A 23,576-nucleotide genomic window follows, 5' to 3' on the forward strand; every position below is an offset into this window, starting at 1 on the left:
GTTCCCTGTCAGCATCCATTCGCCGCGGGACCCGGTTCGTGCCGACGGTATCGACACGCGTTCGATTATGCAATCTCCGCAGCGCAGCGCCGGGCAAGTGAGAAAATCATCACATGAATTCCCGTGGCGACGGGTTTCACAGTTTCCGAGGGAGCCAATTCAGGGTGATCCCTGATCAACTCACCACAACGCATCCCGCAGCTTGTACCACGACATCGCCGCCACCAGCAGCGGCGTGCGCAGCAGCCGGCCGCCAGGGAAGGGGGCATGCCGCAGGCGCTGGAACACATCCAGGCGCTCGCTCTGGCCTGCAATGGCAGCGGCGATCACCTCACCGGCCAGCCCGGCGGCGGCCACCCCATGGCCGGAGAACCCCTGCGCGAAGTACAGGTTGCCGTCCAGCCGGCCCCAATGCGGGGCGCGGTTGCGGGTAATGTCCACATAACCGCCCCAGACCTGCTCCAGCGCCACGTCGGCCAGCTGCGGGAACACCTGGTGCATGCGCCGCTGCATCACCCCGCGCAGGCCGGGCGGGGGCAGTGCTGAATAGCTGGCACGGCCACCAAACAGCAGGCGGTGGTCGTGGCTGAGACGGAAGTAGTCCAGTGCCCAGGCGGTGTCGGCCACGGCCATGTTGTTGCCGATCAGGGCATGGGCGCGCTCGGCACCCAGCGGCGCGCTGGCGCCGATATAGGTGCCGACCGGCATGATCCGCCGTTCCAGCTCGGGCAGCAGGCCCTGCAGCCAGGCGTTGCCGGCCACCACCAGATGCGCGGCGCGCACGCTTCCCTGCGCGGTATGCAGGGTGGGCTGCGGTCCGAGCTGCACGCGGGTCACTGCGGAGTTCTCGTGGATCACCGCGCCGGCCGCACGCGCCGCATCGGCCAGTCCGCGGGCATAGGCCAGGGGCTGCAGATGCGCGCTGAGCGGATCGAACATCGCGGCGCGGTAGCGCGGGCTGTCCAGCTGTGCGCGCAGGGCATCACGGTCCCACCACTGCATGGGGTAGTCGTAGTGGCGTTGCAGATGCTCGCAGTTGGCCCGCAGGTCGCGCTCATGGCGTTCGCGGATGGCGACGCTGGCGTGGCCTTCCACCCAATGGCAGTCGATGCCGTGGCGATCGATGCGTGTGCGCATTGCCTGCACCGCGTCGCGTGACCAGTCGAACAGGTGGCGCGCATCATCACGACCGAGCTGACGCTCCAGCTCGTCCACCTCGCAGCCATAGCCGACCAGCGCCTGGCCACCGTTGCGACCGGACGCGCCCCAGCCGATCCGCTGCGCGTCCAGTACCACCACGCGCTGGCCACGGGTAGCCAGTTCAAGTGCGGCGGTCAGGCCGGTATAACCCGCGCCGAGCACTGCGACATCGGCCTGAACCTCACCCTGCAGCGAGGGCAGTGCGGGCGGTTCTGGCAGGCTGGCGGCGTACCAGCTGGGCGGGAAGGCGGCGCTCACCGCGGGCCTCGCGGGCGCAGTGCGGGAGGGGGGAGCGGGGGAGGACGATCAGCATTCACCCGCGTAGTTTCGCCGATGCGTGACAGCCATGGTGTGACGGCGACGACTTGCCGCCTTCGCCGGGCGACGGGTAACGTGTCGGCACGTCAAGGAGTTTTTCCATGCGCCGCCTGCCCTGGGTGGGCCTGCCCACCGACAGTACCGTGCTCGGCCATCACCGCTTCGCGGTGGCCGGCGAGAAGTACGTGCGCGCGCTGGCCGAGTCCGCCGAAGTGACCCCGGTGGTACTGCCGAGCCTGCAGCCTCCTTTGCCGGCTGGCGACTGGCTGCAGGGGCTTGATGGCCTGCTGTTGACCGGCGCGGTCAGCAACATCGAACCGCAGCACTACGAGGGCGGTCGCAGCTGGCCGGGCAATCCGCATGACCCGGCCCGTGATGCCAATGCGTTCGCGTTGCTGCGTGAGGCTTTGGCGCAGGATGTTCCGGTACTGGCGATCTGCCGCGGCTTCCAGGAACTGAACGTCGCGCTGGGTGGCAGCCTGCATCCGCAGGTGCATGCGGTGCCGGGCCTGTCCGATCATCGCGAAGACCCGCAGGCGCCGGTGGAGGTGCAGTACGGACCGGCCCACGCGGTTACCCTGGTTGCCGATGGCTGGCTGGCGCAGTGGCACGGCAGTGACCGGGCGCAGGTCAATTCGGTGCACGGGCAGGGCATTGCCCGCCTCGCGCAGGGTCTGCAGGTCGAGGCCGTGGCTGATGATGGACTGGTCGAGGCGGCGCGCAGCCTGCACCATCGTTTCGTGCTCGGCGTACAGTGGCACCCGGAGTGGCGTGTCATGCAGGCGCCGTTCTATCACGCTATTTTCCGTGCGTTCGGCCAAGCTTGCCGGCAGCACCAACAGAACCGACTGGATTCCCGATGAGTTCCCGAACGCGCCCGCGCAAGACGGCCACGCCCCCCGCACCGCAGGAAAGCAGCCTGCTGCGCTGGCTGAAGGAGCGGCGCATCACCGAGGTCGAATGCCTGGTGCCGGACATCACCGGCAACGCGCGCGGCAAGATCATTCCCGCCGACAAGTTCTCGCACGACTACGGCACGCGGCTGCCCGAAGGCATCTTCGCCACCACCGTCACCGGCGAGTTCCCTGATGACTACTACGAGCTGACCTCGCCGTCGGACTCGGACATGATGCTGCGCCCCGATCCGGACACGGTGCGCATGGTGCCGTGGGCGGCCGATGCCACCGCGCAGGTCATCCACGATTGCTACACCAAGAACGGTGAGCCCCACGAACTGGCACCGCGCAATGTGCTGCGCCGGGTGCTGGCAGCCTACGCCGAGCTGGGCCTGCGCCCGGTGGTGGCGCCGGAGCTGGAGTTCTTCCTGGTGCAGAAGAACACCGACCCGGACTTCCCACTGCTGCCACCGGCCGGCCGCTCCGGGCGCCCGGAAACCGCGCGGCAGTCGTACTCGATCGACGCGGTCAACGAATTCGACCCGATCCTCGACCTGATGTACGACTACGCCGATGCGATGAAGCTGGACGTGGACACGCTGATCCACGAATCCGGCGCAGCGCAGCTGGAGGTGAACTTCACCCACGCCGATGCGATGGACCTGGCCGACCAGGTGTTCCTGTTCAAGCGCACCATGCGCGAGGCAGCGATGCGCCACGGGGTGTATGCCACCTTCCTGGCCAAGCCGATGGAGAACGAGCCGGGCAGCGCCATGCACATCCACCAGAGCCTGGTGCGGGTGAGCGATGGCAGCAATGTGTTCGCCGGCGAGACCCATGCCGAAGGCGAGTTCAGCCCGGTGTTCGGCCACTACCTGGGCGGCCTGCAGAAGTACGTGCCGCAGGCAATGGCGTTCTTCGCGCCGAATGTGAATTCCTATCGGCGACTGGTGTTCGGCGAGGTCTCGCCGAGCAACGTGCACTGGGGCTATGACAACCGCACCTGCGGGCTGCGCGTGCCGCTGGATACGCCTGAGAACATGCGCGTGGAAAGCCGCTTCGCCGGCTCCGACGCCAACCCCTACCTGGCGATGGCCGCGACCCTGGCCTGCGGCCTGCTGGGCATCCGTGAGCGGCTGGCACCGGATGCACCGGTGACCGGCAGTGCCAAGGAACTGGGCTACAACCTGCCGCGCTCGCTGGGCGAAGCGCTGGACGGGCTGGAGCAGTGCAGCGAGCTGCAGGCGCTGCTGGGCGAGCGCTTCTGCCGCGCCTACATCTCGGTCAAGCGCAAGGAATACGAGACCTTCTTCCGCGTCATCAGCTCGTGGGAGCGCGAGTTCCTGCTGCTGAACGTCTGAGCATCTGGAATAGAATAATCCGCCGCCGGGGGGTAGGCTGGCACCCGTTGCCGGCCCCGCCGGCCCCCCTTTCCGCATTCTGGAGCACCCGATGAAGCTGCGTATCCTCACGCTCGGCCTGGCCTCCGCCATGCTCGCCGCCTGCAGCGGTGGCAACGGCGGCGCGCAGGACAGCCAGGTCCTGAACGTCTACAACTACAGCGATTACATCGCCGAGGACACCATCCCGACCTTCGAGAAGGAGAGCGGCATCAAGGTGACCTACGATGTGTTCGACAGTGATGAGATGGTCGAGACCAAGCTGCTGGCCGGCAACAGCGGCTACGACGTGGTGGTGCCGACGCTGAACTTCTTCGGCCGCCAGATCCAGGCCGGCGTGTTCCTGCCGCTGGACAAGAGCAAGATTCCGAACCTGGCCAATCTCGATCCGGCGGTGATGAAGCGCATCGCCACCCAGGACCCGGGCAACCAGTACGGCGTGCCGTACATGATCGGCACCACCGGCATCGGCTACAACGTGGAGATGCTGAAGCAGCGCTTTGGCGGCAGCACGGATATCGCCAACAGCTGGGACCTGGTGTTCAAGCCGGAGAACATCAGCAAGATGAAGGACTGCGGCGTGACCATCCTGGACACGCCGGCGGACATGATTCCGATCGCGCTGCATTACCTGGGTCTGGACCCGCACAGCGGTGACCCGGCCGAGCTGCAGAAGGCGGCCGACCTGCTGAAGTCGATCCGCCCGTACGTGCAGAATTTCCACTCCTCGCAGTACGTGGGTTCGCTGGCCAACGGTGGAACCTGCCTGGTGGTCGGCTGGTCGGGTGACATCATCCAGGCCCGCGACCGCGCCGAGGAAGCCAGCAACGGCGTGCACGTGGCCTATTCGATCCCGAAGGAAGGCGCCCCGCAGTGGTTCGACATGCTGGCGATCCCGAAGGATGCCAAGCATCCGGAAGCCGCTTACGCGTTCATCAACTATCTGCTGCAGCCGAAGGTTGCCGCAGCCAACACCAACTTCATCCACTACGCCAACCCGGTGCCGACCGCGACCCCGCTGGTGGATGAGGCGATCCGTACCGACCCGACCATCTACCCGCCGGCCGACGTGGCCGAGAAGATGTTCACCTATTCGATCAACACGCCGGAGACCGACAAGCTCTACACCCGGCTGTGGACCGAGGTGAAGACCGGCCGCTAAGCCGGTCTGGCGCCGTCGGGCCTTGCCCGGCGGCTCCCTTACCCTGCGCCGAAGCCTGTACTCCCGCTTCGGCCAAGGTGCCGCAGGATGGCCGGCAGCAGGTCGCGTGCATCGCGGCCGCCGTTGCACAGGAACGACGAACTCATCCGCTGCAGGTTGTGCATGCCGATGAAGAACAACCCCGGCTGCGGTGAAACACCGAACTCGCCGAGCGGATAGCCGTGTGCATCCAGCGCGCCCTGCACGTCGAGCCAGGGCCATTCGGCGACGAAACCGGTGGCCAGCACCACCGAGCGGATGCCTGCGGCCTGCAGATCCAGCTCGCATGGCGACGGTTCCGGCTCCCAGTGCAGATAGACCTCTTCGGGAATGTAGCGGGCATCGTCGGTGCGCGGTTCGGGCCGCGTGGCGTAGTACGCGCTGGCCAGCGAATCGAGATAGGCATACTCGGCCCGAGTGGCCTCGATCGCGGTGCGCAGCTGCGGACGGACATCTGCGAAGCGGGCGGTGTTTCCACTGAATTCCTGCAACCGGCCCAGCAACCTGATGCCTGCGCGGTGCATCGCCAGCAGGCTGATCGAGCTGCCCAGGCCGCCGCTTCCCTTGCCCGAGATCAGCGGAAACTCCGCGGTGCGGGCCTTGCGCAGCGCATCCGGTTCTCCGGCCAGTACGGCGGCCGCTTCACTCACATGCTGGTGGATGCGGCCGGCCATGTCCCACCAGGTCATCGAGTCCTTGCCGCGCAGCCGGCGGGTGTGCGAATGACGCTGGGCCAGTGACCAGTACACGCTGCGACCGCTGTTGCGCAGGTCCTGGGCGATCTGCGCGCCCGACTGCCCACCCCCGATGACCAGCACGGCGCCATCGGGCAGCTGACGGGCACTGCGGTAGTCGCCCGAGTGCAGCACGGTGAGGCCTGGCGCGGGTGCGAAGGGGACCCGGGGCATCCGCGCGCGGCGGTATTCACCGGTGGCGACCACCACTGCGCGGGCATGGATCGGCCCCTGGCTGCTGTCGATGGCATAGCCACCGGACTCAGGCCCAACCCGATGTACCACGCATCCCTCGTTGATCGGCAAGGAGCGCTCGTGGGCATACGCGCGGAGCCGCCGGATCACCTCCGGGGCACCCATGAAGCCCTCCGGGTCATCGCCGGCATAGGCATGACCGTGCAGGGCCATCGTCGCATTGGCGGTGTTGGTCTGGAACGACTCCCAGCGTCGCTGCCAGCTGGCGCCCACGGTTTCGGCTTCCAGCACGCGATGCTCGACGCCGGCCTCCTGCAGGAGCGCGCTGAGCGACAACCCGGCCTGGCCGGCGCCGATGATGACCAGTGGCAGCCTTGCGGGCAGGGAGCCCGGCAGGCGGGGCGGGAAGGGGGAGGGGGAGGGGCTGTCCGGGGGAATCACCAGTGTGGGTCCATGCAAGGCCTTGATCCGAGGCATTGCGCGGGGAATGTCCTTGGCTTTCAACGGATCCCGTTCTGAAAAATGTTGCAGATCGGGCTGCCGCCCGTGGTGTCTGGTCGGGACGGCCGCCCGGGCGTCGAAGAGAGCCCGGGCCTTCCGGCGGACAGGCCAGCATGGCTGGGGAAAACCGACACCCCTCGAGGCCCCGAGGCCGGCCAGCGGCCGCTTCCACCTGCTCCCGTCATATCCCCTGCAGCCCCCGGCCGGTAGAATGGCGGCCGCTGTCCACCGCCCGCTCCCGGAGCCCCCATGCCCGTTGAAGCCCAGCCGGTAGCCGCCGTCGTCGACACGACCGGTGCGCCCGGCTATCTCTCCATTCGTGATTTGCGCAAGGAATTCGACGGTTTCGTCGCCGTCGACGACGTCAATCTGGACGTGCGCAAGGGCGAGATCTTCGCCCTGCTCGGTGGCTCCGGCAGTGGCAAATCGACCCTGCTGCGCTGCCTCGGCGGCTTCGAGACGCCCACCAAGGGCAGCATCACCCTCGATGGCCAGCGCCTGGACGCGCTGCCGCCGTACCAGCGGCCGGTCAACATGATGTTCCAGTCCTACGCCCTGTTCCCGCACATGACGGTCGAGCAGAACATCGCCTTCGGCCTGAAACAGGATGGCCTGGGCAAGGACGCGATCAGCAAGCGCGTCGGCGAGATGCTCGACCTGGTGCAGATGGGCCACCTGGGCAAGCGCAAGCCGCACCAGCTCTCCGGCGGCCAGCAGCAGCGCGTGGCGCTGGCGCGGTCGCTGGCCAAGGGGCCGAAGCTGCTGCTGCTGGACGAGCCGATGGGCGCGCTGGACAAGAAGCTGCGCTCGCAGATGCAGCTGGAACTGGTCAGCATCATCGAATCGTCGGGCGTGACCTGCGTGATGGTCACCCACGACCAGGAAGAAGCGATGACCATGGCCACCCGCATCGCGGTGATGGATGCCGGCTGGATCCAGCAGGTCGGCAAGCCGGACGAGGTCTACGAGCAGCCGGCCAACCGCTTTGTCGCCGAGTTCATCGGTTCGGTCAACCTGTTCGACGGGGTGATCGACGAGGACCTGCCCGAGTACGTCACCGTGCGCTCGCCGCTGTTCCCGGCGCCGATCTACATCGCCCATGGCATCACCGGCTATGAAGGGCAGCCGGTCGCGTTCGCGCTGCGCCCGGAGAAGGTGATGATCGGCAAGGACGAGCCGGAAGGGCACACCAACAAGGCCCAGGGTGTGATCGAGGACATCGCCTACTTCGGCAGCCATTCGGTCTACCACGTGCGCCTGCCCAGCGGTGCCAAGGTGCTGGCCAACTTCGCCAACTCGCAGCGCTGGGCCAGCGATGGCCTGACCTGGGGCGACAGTGTGTGGGTGCACTGGCGCGACAACGACGGCGTGGTGCTGACCTCATGAGCACGGCCGGCCTGAAGCGCTGGCTGCCGGGGCTGCGTGCCACGGTGATCGGCATCCCGTACCTGTGGCTGCTGCTGTTCTTCGCAGTGCCGTTCCTGATCGTGCTGATGATCAGCTTCTCGCTCAGCCGGGTCGGCTCGCCGCCGTACACCTGGCTGCTGCAGTACGCCGACGGCGGCTTCTCGCTGAAGCTGAACCTGGAAAACTACCTGGCGCTGTTCCGCGATTCGATCTATGCGCAGGCCTTCCTGAGCTCGATCAAGATCGCAGCGATCTCGACCTTCCTGACCCTGCTGATCGGCTACCCGATGGCCTATGCCATCGCCCGCCTGTCACCGGCCGCGCGCAACGTGGCGATGATGCTGGTGGTGCTGCCGTCGTGGACCTCGTTCCTGATCCGCGTGTATGCGTGGAAGGCGATCCTGGACCGCAACGGCCTGCTCGACCAGTTCCTGCAGTTCACCGGCCTGCAGTCGCTCATGACGTCGATGGGCCTGCAGAAACTGCAGCTGATCGACACCCCGACCGCCGCCTACATCGGCATCGTCTACTGCTACCTGCCGTTCATGGTGCTGCCGCTGTACGCCAACCTCGTCAAGCACGACCACCGCCTGCTGGAAGCGGCCTACGACCTCGGTGCCAAGCCGTGGCAGGCGTTCCTGCGCATCACCCTGCCGTTGTCGAAGGCGGGCATCATCGCCGGCTGCATGCTGGTGATGATTCCGGCGATCGGTGAATTCGTGATCCCGGAAATGCTGGGTGGCTCGGAGACGCTGATGGTGGGCCGCCAGCTGTGGAACGAGTTCTTCAACAACCGTAACTGGCCGGGCGCCTCGGCGATGGCGGTGGCGATGATCCTGCTGCTGCTGGTGCCGATCCTGCTGTTCAACCGTTCCCAGCAGCGCCTGCTGGAAGGGAAGCAGGCATGAGCCCGCGTAGCGCCAAGGGCCTGGGGCTGGGCGTGCTGCTGCTCGGCTTCGCCTTCCTGTACCTGCCGATCCTGCTGTTGATGTTCTATTCGTTCAACAGCTCGCGGCTGGCGATGGTCTGGGCCGGGTTCTCCACCCGCGCCTACAGCGATCTGTTCGCCGACCGCGCGCTGATGGATGCGATGTGGACCAGCCTGGTGGTCGCGTTCTGGACCGCCTGCACGGCCACCGTGCTGGGCACGCTGGCGGCGATGGTGATGACCCGCTTCAAGCGCTTCCGCGGCAAGCCGCTGTTTGGCGCGCTGGTCACCGCACCGCTGGTGATGCCGGATGTGATCCTCGGCTTCTCGCTGATGGCGCTGCTGGCTTCGATGGGTGCGATTCCCGGGTTCCCGGCGCGTGGCTTGACCACCATCTGGATCGCGCACGTCACCTTCACACTGTGCTTCGTCACCGTGGTGGTGTCCTCGCGCCTGCAGGAGATGGACCTGTCGCTGGAAGAAGCCGCGATGGACCTGGGCGCGAGCCGGCTGACCGTGTTCGGCCGCATCACCCTGCCGATCATCGCGCCGGCGCTGGTGGCAGGCTGGCTGCTGGCGTTCACCCTGTCGCTGGATGATGTGGTGGTGGCCAGCTTCGTCGCCACGCCGGGCTCGACCACGCTGCCGATGAAGGTGTTCGCTTCGGTGCGCATGGGCATCAGCCCGAAGATCAACGCACTGGCCACGCTGCTGGTGTCGGCGGTGTCGATCGCCGCGGTGATCGGCTGGTACATCAATGCGCGTGCGGAGAAGCGGCGCCAGCGCGATCTGCAGCTGGCGCGGCAGGACAACGGCTGAGCACACGGCCTGTCGACAGCGCCGGCAACACCCGGCTCACGGACAGCGGCGCACAATGGGGGTCTTCCAGATGGAGATCCCCCATGACCGTCGAGATCATCAACCCGGCCACCGGCCAGGTGACCTACCGCCATGAACTGATGGGTGCAGCCGACATCGAGCAGCGCCTGCAGGCCGCTGCCGATGCCTTCCCCGGCTGGGCTGATCACTCGCTCCAGGACCGCGGCGCCATCCTCCGCCAGATTGCCGCGCAGCTGCGCGCCCGTCGCGATGACCTGCAGCAGGCAATGACCCACGAGATGGGCAAGCTCAAGGCCGAGGCGCTGGCCGAGGTCGACAAGTGCGCTGCCGCCTGCGAGTACTACGCCGACCACGCGGCCGACTACCTGAAGCCGCAGCTGATCGACACCGAAGCCCAGCGCAGCTACGTGCGCTACGAGCCGATCGGCTGCGTGTTCGCGGTGATGCCGTGGAATTTCCCGATCTGGCAGGTGTTCCGTTTCCTGGCCCCGGCGTTCATGGCTGGCAACGTGGCCCTGCTCAAGCACGCCAGCAACGTGCCGCAGTGCGCCGACCTGATCCTGGCGGTATGCCGTGACGGCGGCCTGCCCGATGGCGTGTTCGATGTACTGCACATCGACAACGACCAGGCCGCCGAGGTGCTGCGCGACGCGCGGGTGAAGGCGGTGACGCTGACCGGCAGCGAACGGGCAGGGCGCTCGATCGCTTCCAATGCCGGCAGCCAGCTGAAGAAGTCGGTGATGGAGCTCGGCGGCAGCGATGCCTTCGTGGTGCTCGACGATGCCGACCTCGACAAGACCGTGGCCGCGGCAGTGAAGTCACGCTTCGACAACAGCGGGCAGACCTGCATCGCGGCCAAGCGCTTCATCGTGGTCGATGCGGTGGCCGATGAATTCACCCGTCGCTTCGTGGAAGCGGCGGGCGAACGCCAGTATGGCGACCCTGACGAGCGCGGCACCACGCTGGCGCCGATGGCGCGTGCCGACCTGCGCGACGAACTGCACAAGCAGGTGCAGGCCAGCGTCGCCAAGGGCGCGCGCGTGCTGATCGGTGGCGAGCCGATTGCCGGCACGCATGCCGGCTATCCGGCCACCGTGCTCGACCAGGTAGGTCCTGGCATGCCGGCCTACGATGAGGAACTGTTCGGGCCGGTGGCGGCGGTGATCCGGGTCAAGGATGAAGCCGAGGCGCTGCGCGTGGCCAACGACACCCGTTTCGGCCTGGGCGGCAGCGTGTGGACGCGCGACGCGGTGCGCGGCGAAGGCTTTGCCCAGCGCATGGAATGCGGCGCCGCGTTCGTCAACGCCATCGTCAAGAGCGATGCGCGGTTGCCGTTCGGTGGCAGCAAGCAGTCCGGTTTCGGTCGCGAACTGGCCGACCATGGCATCCATGAGTTCATGAACATCAAGACCGTCTACGTGGCTTGATGGATCATCCAATGCGCCACGACCAACGGTCGTGGCCTACCGGTCTGGCGGGTATCGACCGTTGGTCGATACGATCTACAACCACTTCGCGCGCTTGAACAGCCGGTACAGCCCCACGCACACGCCGCCCACGCCAACGATCATCAGCGGGTAGGCCCACGGCTGGTTCAATTCCGGCATGTGGCTGAAGTTCATGCCGTACCAGCTGGTGATCAGCGTCGGCGCCGCCAGCAGCGCCGCCCATGCACCCAGCCGCTTGACCGTCTCGCCCTGCGCCAGCGTCACCAGCGACAGGTTCACGCTCAGTGCGGTGCCCAGCATCTCGCGCAGGGTGTCGATCACATCGCTGATGCGTACCGCGTGGTCGTGCACGTCGCGGATGTACAGCTTCACCTCGTCGGGGATCAGTTCGCCCTGATAGCGACGCAGCTGTGCCAGCACGTCCTGCAGCGGCGCCACCGCCATGCGCATCTTGTTCAGTTCGCGCTTGAGCTCGTACAGCCGCACCACGGTGCTGCGCTTGTAGGTGTCGGCGAAGATGTCCTTTTCGAGCAGGTCCAGGGTGTCGCGGAAGCGGTGCACGATGGGCAGGTAGTTGTCGACCACGAAGTCGGTCACCGCATACAGGCAGTACGACGGGCCCATTTTCAGCAGCTGGGGCTCGCGCTCGACCCGCGCGCGTACCGGGGCGTAGGACAGCGAAGCGCCATGGCGCACCGTCACCAGAAAGCGTGGGCCGAGGAAGGCGTGGGTTTCGCCGTACTGGATGCGCTCGTCGACCATCTGCGCGGTCGTCACCACCACGAACATCGAATTGCCGTAGGTCTCGACCTTGGGCCGCTGGTGCGCATTGCGCGCATCCTCGATGGCCAGGTCGTGCAGGCAGAACTCTTCCTGCAATTTCAACAGCACATCGTCATTGGGGTCGTAGAGGCCGACCCAGACGAAGCCATTGCCACCGGCAATGACATCGCTGATGGCGTCCAGGGTGATGTCGTGGCGCTTGCCCTCGTCATCGTAGTGGACGCAGTTGATGACGCAGGCGGGGTTGGCTGAGGCGGGCGCGGCAGCGGAGGCGGGCAATGACATGCCCGCCATCGTGCGTCAGGGCTGTGTTTTGGACAAGTGAGGAGTACGCCCCAGCACCCATGCCAGCGCGACGTGGACGGGCAGCAGCAGCACGATCCACTGCACGTTGTACTGCGCCTGCAGGCTCAGCCAGTGCAGCACCAGCGCGGCCACCGCCTGTACCGCCAGCAGCCACAGTACGATCCTGAACATGCGGCCCGGCACGCGCCGGCGCAGCAGGCTGATCGCCCCGGGCAGCAGCAGCACCGCCAGCGGCGAAAGCAACAGCAGGTTGCGATTGGCCCACGCGGCGTAGTGGATGCTGAAGCCCCACAGGAACACCAGCACGCCGCCGAACAGGGCACACAGCAGCCAGAACGGCAGCGCCAGCCCGGCCAGCAGGCGCGGACGGCGGCGCAGCGCCAGCACGCCGCCGGCCACGATCAGACCGAGCAGCAGCCACGGCCACCAGCGGCGCGCGGATTCCTTCGGCTCCGGATCGATACGGTGCGGCAGCAGTTCCTGTTCGGACTGCACCAGCGGACGGCCATCGCTGTTACGTGCCTGGCGCAGCGCATCGGCCAGGCGCATCGGTACGAAGGCTTCCTGCCAGCGCGACAGCGGCTGGTCGGCGAACGGCCCCAGGCCTACATCGAAGCCCAGCCACATCCAGGGTGCCGGCGAGGCCAGGCGCACCGATTCACTGCGGTAGGTGTTGCCGCGCGAGCGCCCCGACAGCTGCGACTGCAGGCCGCCGCCGAGTGCCTTGTCCACCGTGTCGCGCACCATCGTGGCGCAGTTGGCGGTGTAGTAGTCGTAGTGGTAACGCGCGTTTTCCGGCTTGGCCCGTTCGGCCAGATCGGCAGCGAGCGCACGTGCCTGGTCGGGGCGCAGGTCCAGCCACTGCACGCTGGCGCCACGGCCGGTCTCGTCGTAGTAGGACAGATCCTGCTGCAGCGGTAGCGCCACCAGGTAATACATCATGTCGCCGCGTGCGAAGCGGCTGATGAAATCGTCCTCGGACGGGTCGAAGTAGCCGAAGTTGTACGAGGTCGCCTCACCGCTGACTGGATCAAGCACCACGATGGCGTCATGGCCGAAGCGTTCGAAGAACACCGTGCCCGGCTGCATGGTGACCACGCCGATGCGCGGGGCGGGGGCTTCAGTACTGGCGGGCGCCGTAGCGGCAGGCGGGGCCGCCGCCGGCTGCGCGAACGCGGCCAGCGGCAGGGCCATGGCCAGCACGCACAGTGCCAGCCACAGCTTCAGGATCAGGCCGCGGCGCTTCAAGCGTCGTCCTGCGCGTCCGGCGGCAGCACGGTCACGTGGAAGGCCTGCACCCGGCGCGCATCGGCGCGGGCCACGCGGAACATGAAACGGTCCAGCGCCAGTTCGTCACCGACTTCCGGCAGATGGCCCACGGCCTCGGTGACCAGGCCACCGATGGTGTCGTAGTCCTCGTCGGAGAACGTCGCGCCGAATCGCTCGTTGAAGTCGCCGATCGGGGTCAGCGCGTCGACCACGTACTGGCCGTCGGACTGGATCGCGATCTGCGCCGAGGGATCCTCGGCCTCGTCATGCTCGTCGTCGATCTCGCCGACGATCTGTTCCAGCACGTCCTCGATGGTGACCAGGCCGGCGACACCGCCGTACTCGTCCACCACGATGGCCATGTGGTTGCGCGACAGGCGGAACTCCTTCAGCAGCACGTTGAGCTTCTTCGCCTCCGGGATCAGCACCGCCGGGCGCAGCAGCTCGCGCACGTTGGCCGGGCCGTTGTCGGCAACCACGCCGCGCAGCAGGTCCTTGGCCAGCAGGATGCCGAGGATGTCGTCCTTGTTCTCGCCGTGCACCGGGAAGCGCGAATGGCCGGATTCGACCACCTGCTTCATCAGTTCCAGGAAGGGCGCCTCGACCGGCAGCGAGACCATCTGCGAGCGCGAGATCATCACGTCGCCCACGGTCAGCTCGGCCACCGAAATGGCGCCTTCCATCATCTTCAGGGTATCGGCGGCGATCAGACCCTCTTCCTGCGCGGTGTGCAGGACAGCGACCAGCTCGTCGCGGGTATGGGGTTCGCCGGAGAAGGCGGAGGTCAGGCGTTCAAGCCAGCCGCGCTTCTTTTCACTGTGCTCCGCAGGGGAGCTACTACTGTCGTCTTCTGACATCTCTGGAAAAAAGGCACCCGGCAGGCCGGGCGTTGGCCCAAGTCTAGCAGGATGTGGCGGCCTGTCAGTGACTGCCGGTGGCCGGGGCAGGGGAGCCCGGGGCTGCCGCTTCCTCGGGCAGGTCCAGGCTGTAGGTGCAGCCGGCCAAGGTCTTGCCCGGGTGGGAGGCCACGGTGGAGACGCTGAGGATGATCGACTCGATCTGGGCCTCGCCGGTCTTCGGGTCGGTCACGTCGCGGCTGACCAGCTCGCGGCCGGCCATGAACTTGCCGTCCTGGTCGTAGCCGGTCTCCAGCGCCAGGCGCTTGGCCAGCGGGCGTGGGTCGGCCTGGTCGAGGACTGCCATGACGCTGGCCCCGGCCACCGCCACCCGCTCGGTGCTCACGCCGAACACGCTGATCGGCTGGGCCAGGCGGTACTCGCTCATGAACTGGTTGCCCTGCGGCAGCGGCTGCAGGCCCTGGGCCACGGCCGCCAGCGGGTCGGCCAGCAACGGCGCCAGCGCAGCCTGGTCGGCCACGCCCTGGCGGCATTCGATCAGCGCCGGCAGGTCCAGGCGGGAAGCGAACGCGGATGGGACCGCAAGGACACACAGCAGAGGCAGGCAGCAGCGCAGTGACACGAGCGGTTTCCGCAGGCAGAGGGGCGCCATCATAGCCCTGGCGAGCGCCGGAGCGGTGCCACCAGACGGCGCGCGAAACCCATCATCAGGAACCGCACGACCATGAAGGACAAGGTGAGCACGACCGACGTCATGGCGATCTGCATGGCTTCCCCTGCGGCACGCACCACTGCCGGCCACAGGCCTGGACCTGTCAGCCACGGCATCAGGTCGTCCGCCGCCTTGCCGCTTGCTTTCAGGTAGATCAGGGCCAGCACGAACAGCACCAGCAGCGAGGTCCGGCTGGCATGGAAGAACGGCAGCGCGTTGACCGGGCGGCCCAGGTGCCGGTGCACCAGCATCCGCCACAACACCGGCAGAGTCAGCGCACCCGCCAGTACCAGGATCATCGACGCCCCCCACAGTGCGGGGGTATGGGCCGGTTCCCGTTCGCCATTGAGATGCGGGCCGATCAGGCCGATCGCCGCGCCGGTCAGCAGGCAGAGGGGCGACAGCAGGGCCAGGCTGCGCAGCAGCCAATGCCTGCCGCTGGGGTCGCGGGCGCTGATGCGGCGCACGGCATAGGCGCCAAGCGCCAGCAGCACGGCGAAAAGACCCACGCCGAGCGTAAACATCATCGAGCCGTTGTCCGAGGTCATCCTTGGTTTCCTTGCGCCCCATGCCTGGCGGCGAACAATAGCGCAGCGCGCGGACCGGCGCCCGCTGGCCACGTTGGTCAGGGGGATCGCCGCTGCGATGTCGCCGGATACCAGCGCAGCCTGACCGGGTAGCCCAGTTGCACCTGCAGGTGGTCGCGCACGGTCGCCGCCGTTGCGCGGTTGGCTGGGGTATCCCGGAGTTCCACCTCCAGCTCCCCGGTCTTGACATCCAGGCTATAGCCGAACTGGTCGGGCAGCTGGGCGAGCAGCCCGTCCCGCTGAGCATGCAGGCGGCGCTCCATCTCCGCTTCGGTCATCGCGGCGCCGGTGATGTAGTGCACACGTTGCGGGCCATCCGCCCCTGGGTGTGTCTCATCGGCCTCGGGTGCGGCGCCTGTCAGTCGCACCACAACGTTCCAGCCCCTCGCATTGTCCACCCAGATGCCGGCCAGGCGGGCCGCGTGCCGCGCTTCCAGGCGGTCGATCAGCGCCCGTTGCTGGGCGGTGGCGACGGTATTGCGGGTGTCGCGCTCGTTGCTGCCAAAGAACGCCCGTAGTTCGGCGATCTTTGCGGCGATGTCGGCCTCGCTGTCACTGGTGGGGAACGGTGACGGACGGTCAGGATCGGGCATCAGGCCAGCCCCGGACTGCAGTAGCGCGGCAAGCACAAGTGCGGGCAGGGACATGCTGCGCTCCTCTTCCGTGAGTGCGTGGGCTCGGAACAGAGCCCGGTGTCAGCGCTCGCCCGCGTATGGGTCGTCGATGCCCAGCTCGGCCAGGATCTCCCGTTCCAGCTGCTCCATCGCCTCGGCTTCCTTGTCGTCCTCGTGGTCCCAGCCGAGCAGGTGCAGCACGCCGTGCACGGTCAGGTGCGCGTAGTGGGCGTTGAGCGCCTTGTCCTGTTCGTCGGCCTCGCGTGCCACCACCGGTGCACAGATCACCAGGTCACCCAGCAGCGGGAACTTGACGCCCTTGGGCAGGCCTTCGGGTACTTCGGCCGGGAAGCTGAGCACATTGGTCGCGTAGTCCTTGCCGCGGTAATGGCGGTTCAGCGACTGCCCTTCCTTGGCATCGACCACGCGGATGGCCAGGTCGGCCTCGCGGATGCGGCCCTTCAGCGCGGCAGCCACCCATTTGCGGAAACTCACCGCCGACGGCAGGCCGGCACGCGGGAGGGCATAGCTGACGGCGACGTCCAGTCGCACGGGACCACGGGTCATGGAGTCGCTCCAGGTTGGATCTGATGCAGGTCGCGGCGGTCGTAGGCGCTGACGATGCGTGCGACCAGCGGGTGGCGGACCACGTCACGGGATTCGAAGAAGGTGAAGCTGACCCCCTCGACCTCACGCAGCACGTCGATGGCGTCGCGCAGGCCGGACTTCACATGCTTGGGCAGGTCGGTCTGGGTCAGGTCACCGGTGACCACCGCAGTGGAGCCGTAACCCAGGCGGGTCAGAAACATCTTCATCTGCTCGATGGTGGTGTTCTGTGCTTCGTCCAGGATCACGAACGCATCGTTGAGCGTGCGGCCGCGCATGTAGGCCAGCGGTGCTATCTCGATGACGTTCTTCTCCAGCAGCTTGACCACCTTCTCCACGCCCATCATCTCGTACAGGGCGTCGTACAGCGGTCGCAGGTAGGGGTCGACCTTCTGGCTCAGGTCGCCGGGCAGGAAGCCCAGCTTCTCGCCGGCCTCCACCGCCGGGCGCACCAGGATCAGGCGCTGCACCCGCGATTCGTTCAGTGCTTCGACCGCGCTGGCCACGGCCAGGAAGGTCTTGCCGGTACCGGCCGGACCGATGCCGAAGTTGATGTCATGCGTGGCGATCTGGTGCAGGTAGCGGCCCTGGTTGGCACCGCGACCGCGCACCGTGCCGCGCTTGACCTTGATCGCCACCTCCTGCGCTTCGTAGGAGCGTTCGGCGATCTGCTCGACGTTGGCCTGCGCCAGGCGCAGGTGGATGGCGTGGTTGTCGAAGGTGGTTTCGCCGGCTTCGGCGTACAGCGCTTCAACCAGTTTCTGCGCCTCGACGATGGCTTCGTTCGGCCCGCTGATGCGGAACACGAAGCCACGATTTGCGATCTCCACGCCGAGCTTCAGCTCGATCTGGCGCAGGTGCCCGTCGAAGGGGCCGCACAGGTTGGCCAGTCGCTCGTTGTCTTCCGGCGACAGGGTGAAGTCTCGATGATCGATGCTTTTCATTGCTTGGGGTGGGGCGGACGCCTTCCACCGCAGTGTATTCAGGGAGGACAAGGGTAGCGCGCGTGCGGGGCACACGGCCAGCAGACGGTCGATACAGCGTTTTCCACACCCGGTGTGGACGGGGCGCGCGGAAACCTGTGGATAGACCTTTGCAATGCTTGTGCCACAAGGCCCATGAGGTCCTGGTGAAAAAAGCGTCATGGCCGTTCGTCGCTGCGGCAGCACTGCCACAGGTGGCCTGCACGGGGGCATTCATCGTGATGGCAGTGCAGGTTTCGTTGCCGGGCGAGCAACAAAGCCACGTCCTGGCGGATTTCCACAGCGGTTGTGGAATGATGCCGAATCAACCTGTGGATAGGTGGTGCGGAGCCTTGCGGCAAAAGGCTTGCCCACGTGTGGTGAAAAAACCGTCAGGGCTGATCGGAATCATTGAGGGTGCACGGGGTACATGGCACCGTGTCGCCGTCGCAGGAGGGGATGGCATGGGCATCGGCAACGGGATGCGTGGGATCGGACTGGCGGGCATCGGCCTGCTTGCGGGGTGCGGGCAGTCAGCGCCGACTGCACTGGGCACGCTGGAATGGGACCGGATCACGGTGCCGGCGCCGGCGGCCGAAGTCATCGCCACGGTGGACGTGCGCGAGGGCCAGCAGGTCAAGGCCGGTACGGTGCTGATGCAGCTCGACCCGGCCCGTGGCGATGCGCAGTTCGCTGCAGCGCAGGCGGACACGGTGCGCGCGCAGGCGCAGCTGGAGGAACTGAAGATCGGCCCGAGGCAGGAGCAGATCGCCCAGGCCCAGGCGCAGCTGGCGGCCCTGCGTGCGCAGGCGGTTGAAGCCAGCGCGTACTACCAGCGGGTGCAACCGTTGGCGCGACAGCGCCTGATCGCCGCCGCCGAGCTGGACCGGGCACGGGCTGCGGCCGGCAACGCCGAAGCCAGCGTGCGTGCCGCCGAGCAGGCCTGGCTGGAGCGGGTGCATGGCAGCCGCGCGCAGGACATCGCGCAGGGGCAGGCCGCAGCGGACGCTGCGCAGGCGCAGCAGGTAGTGCAGGGCGTCAACCTGCAGAAGCTGCAGCTGCGCGCACCGCGCGACGGCGTGGTCGATGCCTTGCCTTACCGGCAGGGGGACCAGGCGCCGGTCGGCGCGCCGCTGGCGGTGATGCTGGTCGGCGAGCGCCCCTATGCACGCGTCTACCTGCCGCAGCCGCTGCGCCTGCAGGTCAAGGTCGGACAGGCCGCGCAGATACAGCTGGAGGGAGGCAGCATGGTGCTGACGGGGCACGTGCGTGCGATCCGCAGCGAGCCGTCGTTCACGCCGTACTACGCACTGACCGGTGATGACGTCGAGCGCCTGAGCTATCTGGCCGAGATCGAAGTGGACGGGAACAGCGACATGCAGAAGCTGCCAGCGGGTCTTCCGGTACAGGTGCGCTTCTGAGCACCGGTGCGGACATCGCGGTGCATGCGCAGGGCTTGACCCGCCGCTTCGGCGATCTGCTGGCCGTGGACAATGTCGACCTGACCGTGCCGCGTGGCCAGGTCTATGGCTTCCTGGGGCCGAACGGGTCGGGCAAGTCGACCACCATCCGCATGCTGTGCGGCCTGCTGGAACCGAGTGCCGGGCAGATCGAGGTGCTGGGCCTGGCGGTTCCCGAGCAGGCCGAAGCACTGCGCCGGCGCATCGGCTACATGACCCAGCGCTTCTCGTTGTATGAAGATCTTTCGGTGCGCGAGAACCTGGAATTCCTCGCCGCCATCCAGGACCTGCCACGCGCGCAGGCCCGGCAGCGGGTCGACGAGCTGCTGCAGCAGTATCGTCTTCTGGACAGGCAGCCGCAGCTGGCTGGCACCCTCAGTGGTGGCCAGAAGCAGCGCTTGGCGCTGGCCGGCGCCGTCGTGCATGCGCCCGAGCTGTTGTTCCTGGACGAGCCGACCAGCGCGGTCGACCCGGAATCACGCCGCGATTTCTGGGAGGCCCTGTTTGAACTGGCCGACGCCGGTACCACCGTGCTGGTATCGACCCACTATATGGACGAAGCCGAGCGCTGCCATCGGTTGGCGATCCTCGATCGTGGTGCGCTGGTGGCCGATGGCACACCGGCTGAGCTGTGCGCACGGTTGGAAGGGCGCACGCTGCAGGTCACCGCGTCGCAGCCGCGCCTGGCCAGCCGCGCACTGGCCGATCTGCCCGGCGTGCTCAGCGTGGCGCAGATCGGCACCCATCTGCGCGTGCTGTGCAATGAGGGAGCGGCGGACATCGCAGTGCTGGGCCGTGCGCTGGCCAGTGCTGACCCGCAGGCCAGCATCGAGAAGGTGGCACCGAACCTGGAAGACGTGTTCGTGGCTGCCACCCGTGGTCGTGGCCGGGAGCCGGCGGAATGAACCTGCGCCGGCTGTGGGCGATCATGCTCAAGGAACTGCGGCAGCTACGGCGCGACCGCATCACGCTGGCGATGATCGTCGGTATTCCGGTGATGCAGCTGTTGCTGTTCGGGTATGCGATCAACCTCAACCTGCGCCACCTTGATGCCGGTGTCGCCGACCAGGCCAACAGCGCCGCCTCGCGCGCGCTGGTGCAGGACATGATGGCCACCGGCGTGATCACCCCGCGCAGCGAAGCCTACAGCCCGGACCAGCTGATGCAGGCGCTGCGCCGTGGCGAGATCAGTGTCGGCATCGTGGTGCCGGCCGACTTCGAGCGTCGCCGCTTTGACGGTCGCGAAGCGGTGCAGGTGCTGGTCGATGGCAGCGACACCGTGGTGCAGAGCGCAGCGATCCAGCTGGCGCAGGTGCCGCTGGATACGCGTCCGACCAGCAACACGCGTCCCCTGCGCGAGGGCAGCATCGCCAGTGGACAGGTCAGCGTGACCAGCTTCTACAACCCGCAGCGGCGCTCGGCGGTGAACATCGTGCCGGGACTGATCGGGGTGATCCTGACCATGACCCTGGTGATGTTCACGGCCGTGGCGGTGGTGCGCGAACGCGAGCGCGGCAACATGGAGCTGCTGATCGCCACGCCGGTGTCGCGCAGCGAACTGATGGTGGGCAAGGTGCTGCCTTATGCAGCGATTGGCCTGCTGCAGACCACGCTGGTGCTGGTGCTGGGCACCTGGCTGTTCCAGGTGCCGATCCGCGGCAGCCTGCTGGACATCTACCTGGCCGCAGTACTGCTGGTGCTGGCCAACCTCGCACTGGGCCTGCTGATTTCCACGCGCGCGCGCTCGCAGTTCCAGGCGATGCAGATGACGTTGTTCCTGTTCCTGCCGTCGATCCTGCTGTCGGGCTTCATGTTCCCGTTTGCGGGCATGCCGCGGCCGGTGCAATGGCTGGCGGAAGTGCTGCCGCTGACCCACTTCCTGCGGCTGGTGCGCGGCATCATGCTGCGCGGCGCCTCGCTGTGGGAGCTGTGGCACGACGCGCTGGCGCTGCTGGCCTTCATCGTGGTGATGATGACGCTGGCGATCCTGCGCTTCCGCAAGCGATTGGATTGAGGCCTGTCATTCGGTAGTGCCGGCCGCTGGCCGGCATCATTTCCGGTGGGTGCCGACCGTTGGTCGGCACACCCAGACCTTACTCCGCCACCACCCGCGCGCGCAGCGAATTGGTCAGCGCTTCGGTGATCACCACATCCACGAACTGGCCGATCAGCCGTGCCGGCGCCGGGAAGTTCACCGAGCGCATGTTCTCGGTCTTGCCGGTCAGCTCGTTCGGATTCTTGCGCGACGGACCTTCCACCAGCACGGTCTGCACCGTGCCCACCATCTTCTGGGAGATGCTGGCCGCGTGCGCATTGATGCGCTCCTGCAGGCGCGACAGGCGCGCGTGCTTCTCCGCATCGCTGATCGTGTCCTCCAGGTCGGCCGCTGGCGTGCCCGGGCGGCGCGAATAGATGAAGGAGAAGCTGTGGTCGAAGCCGATGTCTTCGATCAGCTTCATGGTCTTCTCGAAATCGGCATCGGTCTCGCCGGGGAAGCCGACGATGAAGTCCGAGCTGATCGAGATGTCCGGGCGCACCGCGCGCAGCTTGCGGATCTTCGACTTGAATTCCAGTGCGGTGTAGCCGCGCTTCATCGCCGACAGCACGCGGTCGCTGCCGGCCTGCACCGGCAGGTGCAGGAAGTTGGCCAGCTGCGGTACGTCGCGGAACGCATCGACCAGCGAATCGCTGAACTCCAGCGGGTGCGAGGTGGTGAAGCGGATGCGGCCAACGCCATCGATCTCGGCGATGGTGCGGATCAGCAGGCCCAGGTCGGCGAACTCACCATCGCCATACGGGCCACGGTAGGCGTTGACGTTCTGGCCGAGCAGGTTGATCTCGCGCACGCCCTGCGCGGCCAGCTGGGCCACTTCCACCACCACGTCCTCGAACGGGCGGCTGACCTCCGTGCCGCGGGTGTAGGGCACCACGCAGAACGAGCAGTACTTCGAGCAGCCTTCCATGATCGACACGAACGCCGAGGCGCCATCGGCACGTGGCTCCGGCAGGCGGTCGAACTTCTCGATCTCGGGGAAGCTGATGTCCACCTGCGGGCGCTTCTGTTCGCGCCGCGCGCGGATCAGTTCCGGCAGGCGGTGCAGGGTCTGCGGTCCGAAAACCAGGTCGACGAACGGCGCGCGCTTGATGATCGCTTCGCCTTCCTGCGAGGCGACGCAGCCGCCGACGCCGATGATGACCTCGCGGCCCTTGTTCTTCAGGCCCTTCCACACGCCCAGCTGGCTGAATACCTTCTCCTGCGCCTTCTCGCGGATGGAGCAGGTGTTGACCAGGATGACGTCAGCGTCGTCCGGGGTATCGGTCAGTTCCAGGCCATCGCTGGCGGCAAGCACGTCGGCCATCTTGGCCGAGTCGTACTCGTTCATCTGGCAACCGTGGGTCTTGATGTACAGCTTGCCCTTGACCTGGTCGGGCTTGCGCGGACCAGCGGGCAGGGCAACGAGCGGGGTACCGCCCGGCGTGGCGGGCGGAAAGACGTCTGGCGTCCCGGTCATGGCGCTTAATCCATTCGGGTGGCGGGAAAGCGGGCAATTCTACCCGCATCCCGCGCCAGCCGCCGCGTTCATGCGGCCAAGCCCAAGCCCGGCGTGGTCGTCACTGTAGAGCCGAGCCCACGCTCGGCTGCCTTGTGCAAGGCGGAGGAGCAGCCGAGCGTGGGCTCGGCTCTACAAGGGGGCGCTGATTACGCCGCCACCAGCTCCGCATCGATCCGCCGCGACCGGTCGAAGGCGGTCATCGCGCTCATCCGGGCGATGTAGTCGGCTGTTGCCGGCGCCGGCTGTACGAGGCCAAAGGCGGTGGTCCAGGCCAGCGCATTGCCCCACAGCACATCGGCGGCGCTCATCGTCTCGCCGAGCAGGTACGGGCCCTGCGCCAGCTGGGCCTCGACCACCTGCAGCACGGTCTCGGCGTCGTTGTACGGCGACATCAGGCGCGGCGGCGGCTCGCGATGCATCGCCTTGTCGATCATCGCCGGCTCGAAACAGGCGCCATAGAAGGCCATCCAGCGCAGGTAGGGCCCGCGCAGGGCGTCGCCGATCGGCGGGGCCAGCCCGGCTTCCGGATACAGGTCGGCCAGGTACAGATAAATGGCCACCTGTTCGGTTACCAGTGCGCCGTTGTGGACGATGGCCGGCACCTTGCCCATCGGGTTGATGGCCAGGTAGGCCGGGGCCAGGTTGGCGCCGGCCTTCAGGTCCAGCACCTGCATGCGGTAGTCGGCACCCAGCGCTTCGAGCAGGGCCACGGCGCCGCTCGAGCGGGAACGGGCGGCGTGGTACAGGGTGATCCGGCGTGAATTCATGGCATTGCTCCTTGCGGTGGGTGGTGAACTG

At 67.1% G+C, this 23,576-nt stretch carries 22 protein-coding genes; 10 read left to right on the forward strand and 12 right to left on the reverse strand.

Features of this window, described 5'->3' with window-relative positions; all coding sequences use genetic code 11:
• Positions 1–180 precede the first annotated feature (180 nt).
• Positions 181–1,458, reverse strand: a complete 1,278-nt coding sequence (locus tag AC5P8D_RS09105) for an NAD(P)/FAD-dependent oxidoreductase (protein WP_478421360.1) — start codon at positions 1,456–1,458, stop codon at positions 181–183.
• A gap of 161 nt (positions 1,459–1,619) precedes the next feature.
• On the opposite strand from AC5P8D_RS09105, the gene AC5P8D_RS09110 reads away from it, so the two are divergent.
• From AC5P8D_RS09110 to AC5P8D_RS09120, 3 genes are all read left to right on the forward strand, one after another.
• Positions 1,620–2,381 carry a gamma-glutamyl-gamma-aminobutyrate hydrolase family protein gene (locus AC5P8D_RS09110; protein ID WP_019337138.1) on the forward strand — a complete coding sequence of 254 codons (762 nt, stop codon included), beginning with the start codon at positions 1,620–1,622 and terminating at the stop codon, positions 2,379–2,381.
• Positions 2,378–3,775: a glutamine synthetase family protein gene (locus AC5P8D_RS09115; RefSeq protein ID WP_019337139.1), complete on the forward strand. Its 1,398-nt coding sequence runs from the start codon at positions 2,378–2,380 to the stop codon at positions 3,773–3,775. Before AC5P8D_RS09110 ends, AC5P8D_RS09115 begins: the two co-directional genes overlap by 4 nt.
• Before the next feature lie 91 nt (positions 3,776–3,866).
• Positions 3,867–4,976 carry a polyamine ABC transporter substrate-binding protein gene (locus AC5P8D_RS09120; protein WP_004151739.1) on the forward strand — a complete coding sequence of 370 codons (1,110 nt, stop codon included), beginning with the start codon at positions 3,867–3,869 and terminating at the stop codon, positions 4,974–4,976.
• Between the two features lie 38 nt (positions 4,977–5,014).
• Here the strand turns inward: AC5P8D_RS09120 and AC5P8D_RS09125 are convergent, their stop codons facing one another.
• Positions 5,015–6,421, reverse strand: coding sequence for an NAD(P)-binding domain-containing protein (locus AC5P8D_RS09125; RefSeq protein ID WP_495203244.1), 1,407 nt, complete (start codon positions 6,419–6,421; stop codon positions 5,015–5,017).
• Between the two features lie 273 nt (positions 6,422–6,694).
• Here AC5P8D_RS09125 and AC5P8D_RS09130 point away from each other — a divergent pair, with 273 nt between their 5' ends.
• The 4 genes from AC5P8D_RS09130 (at position 6,695) to AC5P8D_RS09145 (ending at position 11,047) form a co-directional block, all read left to right on the forward strand.
• Entirely contained in the window at positions 6,695–7,831 is a 1,137-nt protein-coding gene (locus tag AC5P8D_RS09130; RefSeq protein ID WP_010486163.1) for an ABC transporter ATP-binding protein, read from the forward strand.
• A complete protein-coding gene (locus tag AC5P8D_RS09135; protein ID WP_043400427.1) occupies positions 7,828–8,760 on the forward strand; it encodes an ABC transporter permease subunit in 933 nt (310 codons plus the stop codon). Before AC5P8D_RS09130 ends, AC5P8D_RS09135 begins: the two co-directional genes overlap by 4 nt.
• Positions 8,757–9,599, forward strand: coding sequence for an ABC transporter permease subunit (locus AC5P8D_RS09140; RefSeq protein WP_008267688.1), 843 nt, complete (start codon positions 8,757–8,759; stop codon positions 9,597–9,599). Before AC5P8D_RS09135 ends, AC5P8D_RS09140 begins: the two co-directional genes overlap by 4 nt.
• Positions 9,600–9,682: 83 nt before the next feature.
• Positions 9,683–11,047, forward strand: a complete 1,365-nt coding sequence (locus tag AC5P8D_RS09145) for an NAD-dependent succinate-semialdehyde dehydrogenase (RefSeq protein ID WP_019337143.1) — start codon at positions 9,683–9,685, stop codon at positions 11,045–11,047.
• A 75-nt stretch (positions 11,048–11,122) separates the two neighbouring features.
• On the opposite strand, the gene AC5P8D_RS09150 is transcribed toward AC5P8D_RS09145, so the two are convergent.
• The 8 genes from AC5P8D_RS09150 to AC5P8D_RS09185 all read right to left on the reverse strand — a co-directional run bounded on the left by AC5P8D_RS09150 (position 11,123) and on the right by AC5P8D_RS09185 (position 17,746).
• Complete coding sequence (locus AC5P8D_RS09150; protein WP_049482912.1) at positions 11,123–12,145, reverse strand: magnesium and cobalt transport protein CorA; 1,023 nt, start codon at positions 12,143–12,145, stop codon at positions 11,123–11,125.
• A 6-nt stretch (positions 12,146–12,151) separates the two neighbouring features.
• The gene (locus AC5P8D_RS09155) at positions 12,152–13,405 is read right to left on the reverse strand and encodes a lipoprotein N-acyltransferase Lnb domain-containing protein (RefSeq protein ID WP_447907076.1); all 1,254 of its coding nucleotides are present in this window, start codon (positions 13,403–13,405) and stop codon (positions 12,152–12,154) included.
• A complete protein-coding gene (locus tag AC5P8D_RS09160; protein ID WP_005408827.1) occupies positions 13,402–14,283 on the reverse strand; it encodes a CorC family transporter in 882 nt (293 codons plus the stop codon). Before AC5P8D_RS09160 ends, AC5P8D_RS09155 begins: the two co-directional genes overlap by 4 nt.
• 64 nt (positions 14,284–14,347) lie before the next feature.
• Positions 14,348–14,935, reverse strand: coding sequence for a hypothetical protein (locus tag AC5P8D_RS09165; protein WP_053443804.1), 588 nt, complete (start codon positions 14,933–14,935; stop codon positions 14,348–14,350).
• A complete protein-coding gene (locus AC5P8D_RS09170) occupies positions 14,935–15,543 on the reverse strand; it encodes a hypothetical protein (RefSeq protein ID WP_049436536.1) in 609 nt (202 codons plus the stop codon). The genes AC5P8D_RS09165 and AC5P8D_RS09170 overlap by 1 nt, the downstream gene beginning before the upstream one ends.
• Positions 15,544–15,620: 77 nt before the next feature.
• Complete coding sequence (locus AC5P8D_RS09175) at positions 15,621–16,229, reverse strand: hypothetical protein (protein WP_053442773.1); 609 nt, start codon at positions 16,227–16,229, stop codon at positions 15,621–15,623.
• 48 nt (positions 16,230–16,277) lie between these two features.
• Entirely contained in the window at positions 16,278–16,763 is a 486-nt protein-coding gene (gene ybeY / locus AC5P8D_RS09180) for an rRNA maturation RNase YbeY (protein ID WP_217015576.1), read from the reverse strand.
• Positions 16,760–17,746, reverse strand: a complete 987-nt coding sequence (locus AC5P8D_RS09185) for a PhoH family protein (protein WP_019337148.1) — start codon at positions 17,744–17,746, stop codon at positions 16,760–16,762. Before AC5P8D_RS09185 ends, ybeY begins: the two co-directional genes overlap by 4 nt.
• A gap of 482 nt (positions 17,747–18,228) precedes the next feature.
• Here AC5P8D_RS09185 and AC5P8D_RS09190 point away from each other — a divergent pair, with 482 nt between their 5' ends.
• Genes AC5P8D_RS09190 through AC5P8D_RS09200 form a run of 3 tightly spaced genes read left to right on the forward strand, consistent with a single transcriptional unit; the run spans position 18,229 to position 21,238 of the window.
• A complete protein-coding gene (locus AC5P8D_RS09190; RefSeq protein WP_217015577.1) occupies positions 18,229–19,185 on the forward strand; it encodes an HlyD family secretion protein in 957 nt (318 codons plus the stop codon).
• A 20-nt stretch (positions 19,186–19,205) separates the two neighbouring features.
• Positions 19,206–20,129, forward strand: a complete 924-nt coding sequence (locus AC5P8D_RS09195; RefSeq protein WP_010486131.1) for an ABC transporter ATP-binding protein — start codon at positions 19,206–19,208, stop codon at positions 20,127–20,129.
• A complete protein-coding gene (locus AC5P8D_RS09200; RefSeq protein ID WP_049436539.1) occupies positions 20,126–21,238 on the forward strand; it encodes an ABC transporter permease in 1,113 nt (370 codons plus the stop codon). The genes AC5P8D_RS09195 and AC5P8D_RS09200 overlap by 4 nt, the downstream gene beginning before the upstream one ends.
• Before the next feature lie 79 nt (positions 21,239–21,317).
• Here AC5P8D_RS09200 and miaB read toward each other — a convergent pair whose 3' ends face one another.
• Together miaB and AC5P8D_RS09210 are read right to left on the reverse strand one after the other, a co-directional pair.
• Positions 21,318–22,736, reverse strand: a complete 1,419-nt coding sequence (gene miaB, locus AC5P8D_RS09205) for a tRNA (N6-isopentenyl adenosine(37)-C2)-methylthiotransferase MiaB (protein ID WP_010486129.1) — start codon at positions 22,734–22,736, stop codon at positions 21,318–21,320.
• Between the two features lie 188 nt (positions 22,737–22,924).
• Entirely contained in the window at positions 22,925–23,545 is a 621-nt protein-coding gene (locus tag AC5P8D_RS09210) for a glutathione S-transferase family protein (RefSeq protein ID WP_010486127.1), read from the reverse strand.
• Positions 23,546–23,576 lie beyond the last annotated feature (31 nt).

It is taken from the genome of Stenotrophomonas sp. YJH_SMC_101-4 (genome assembly GCF_059370395.1).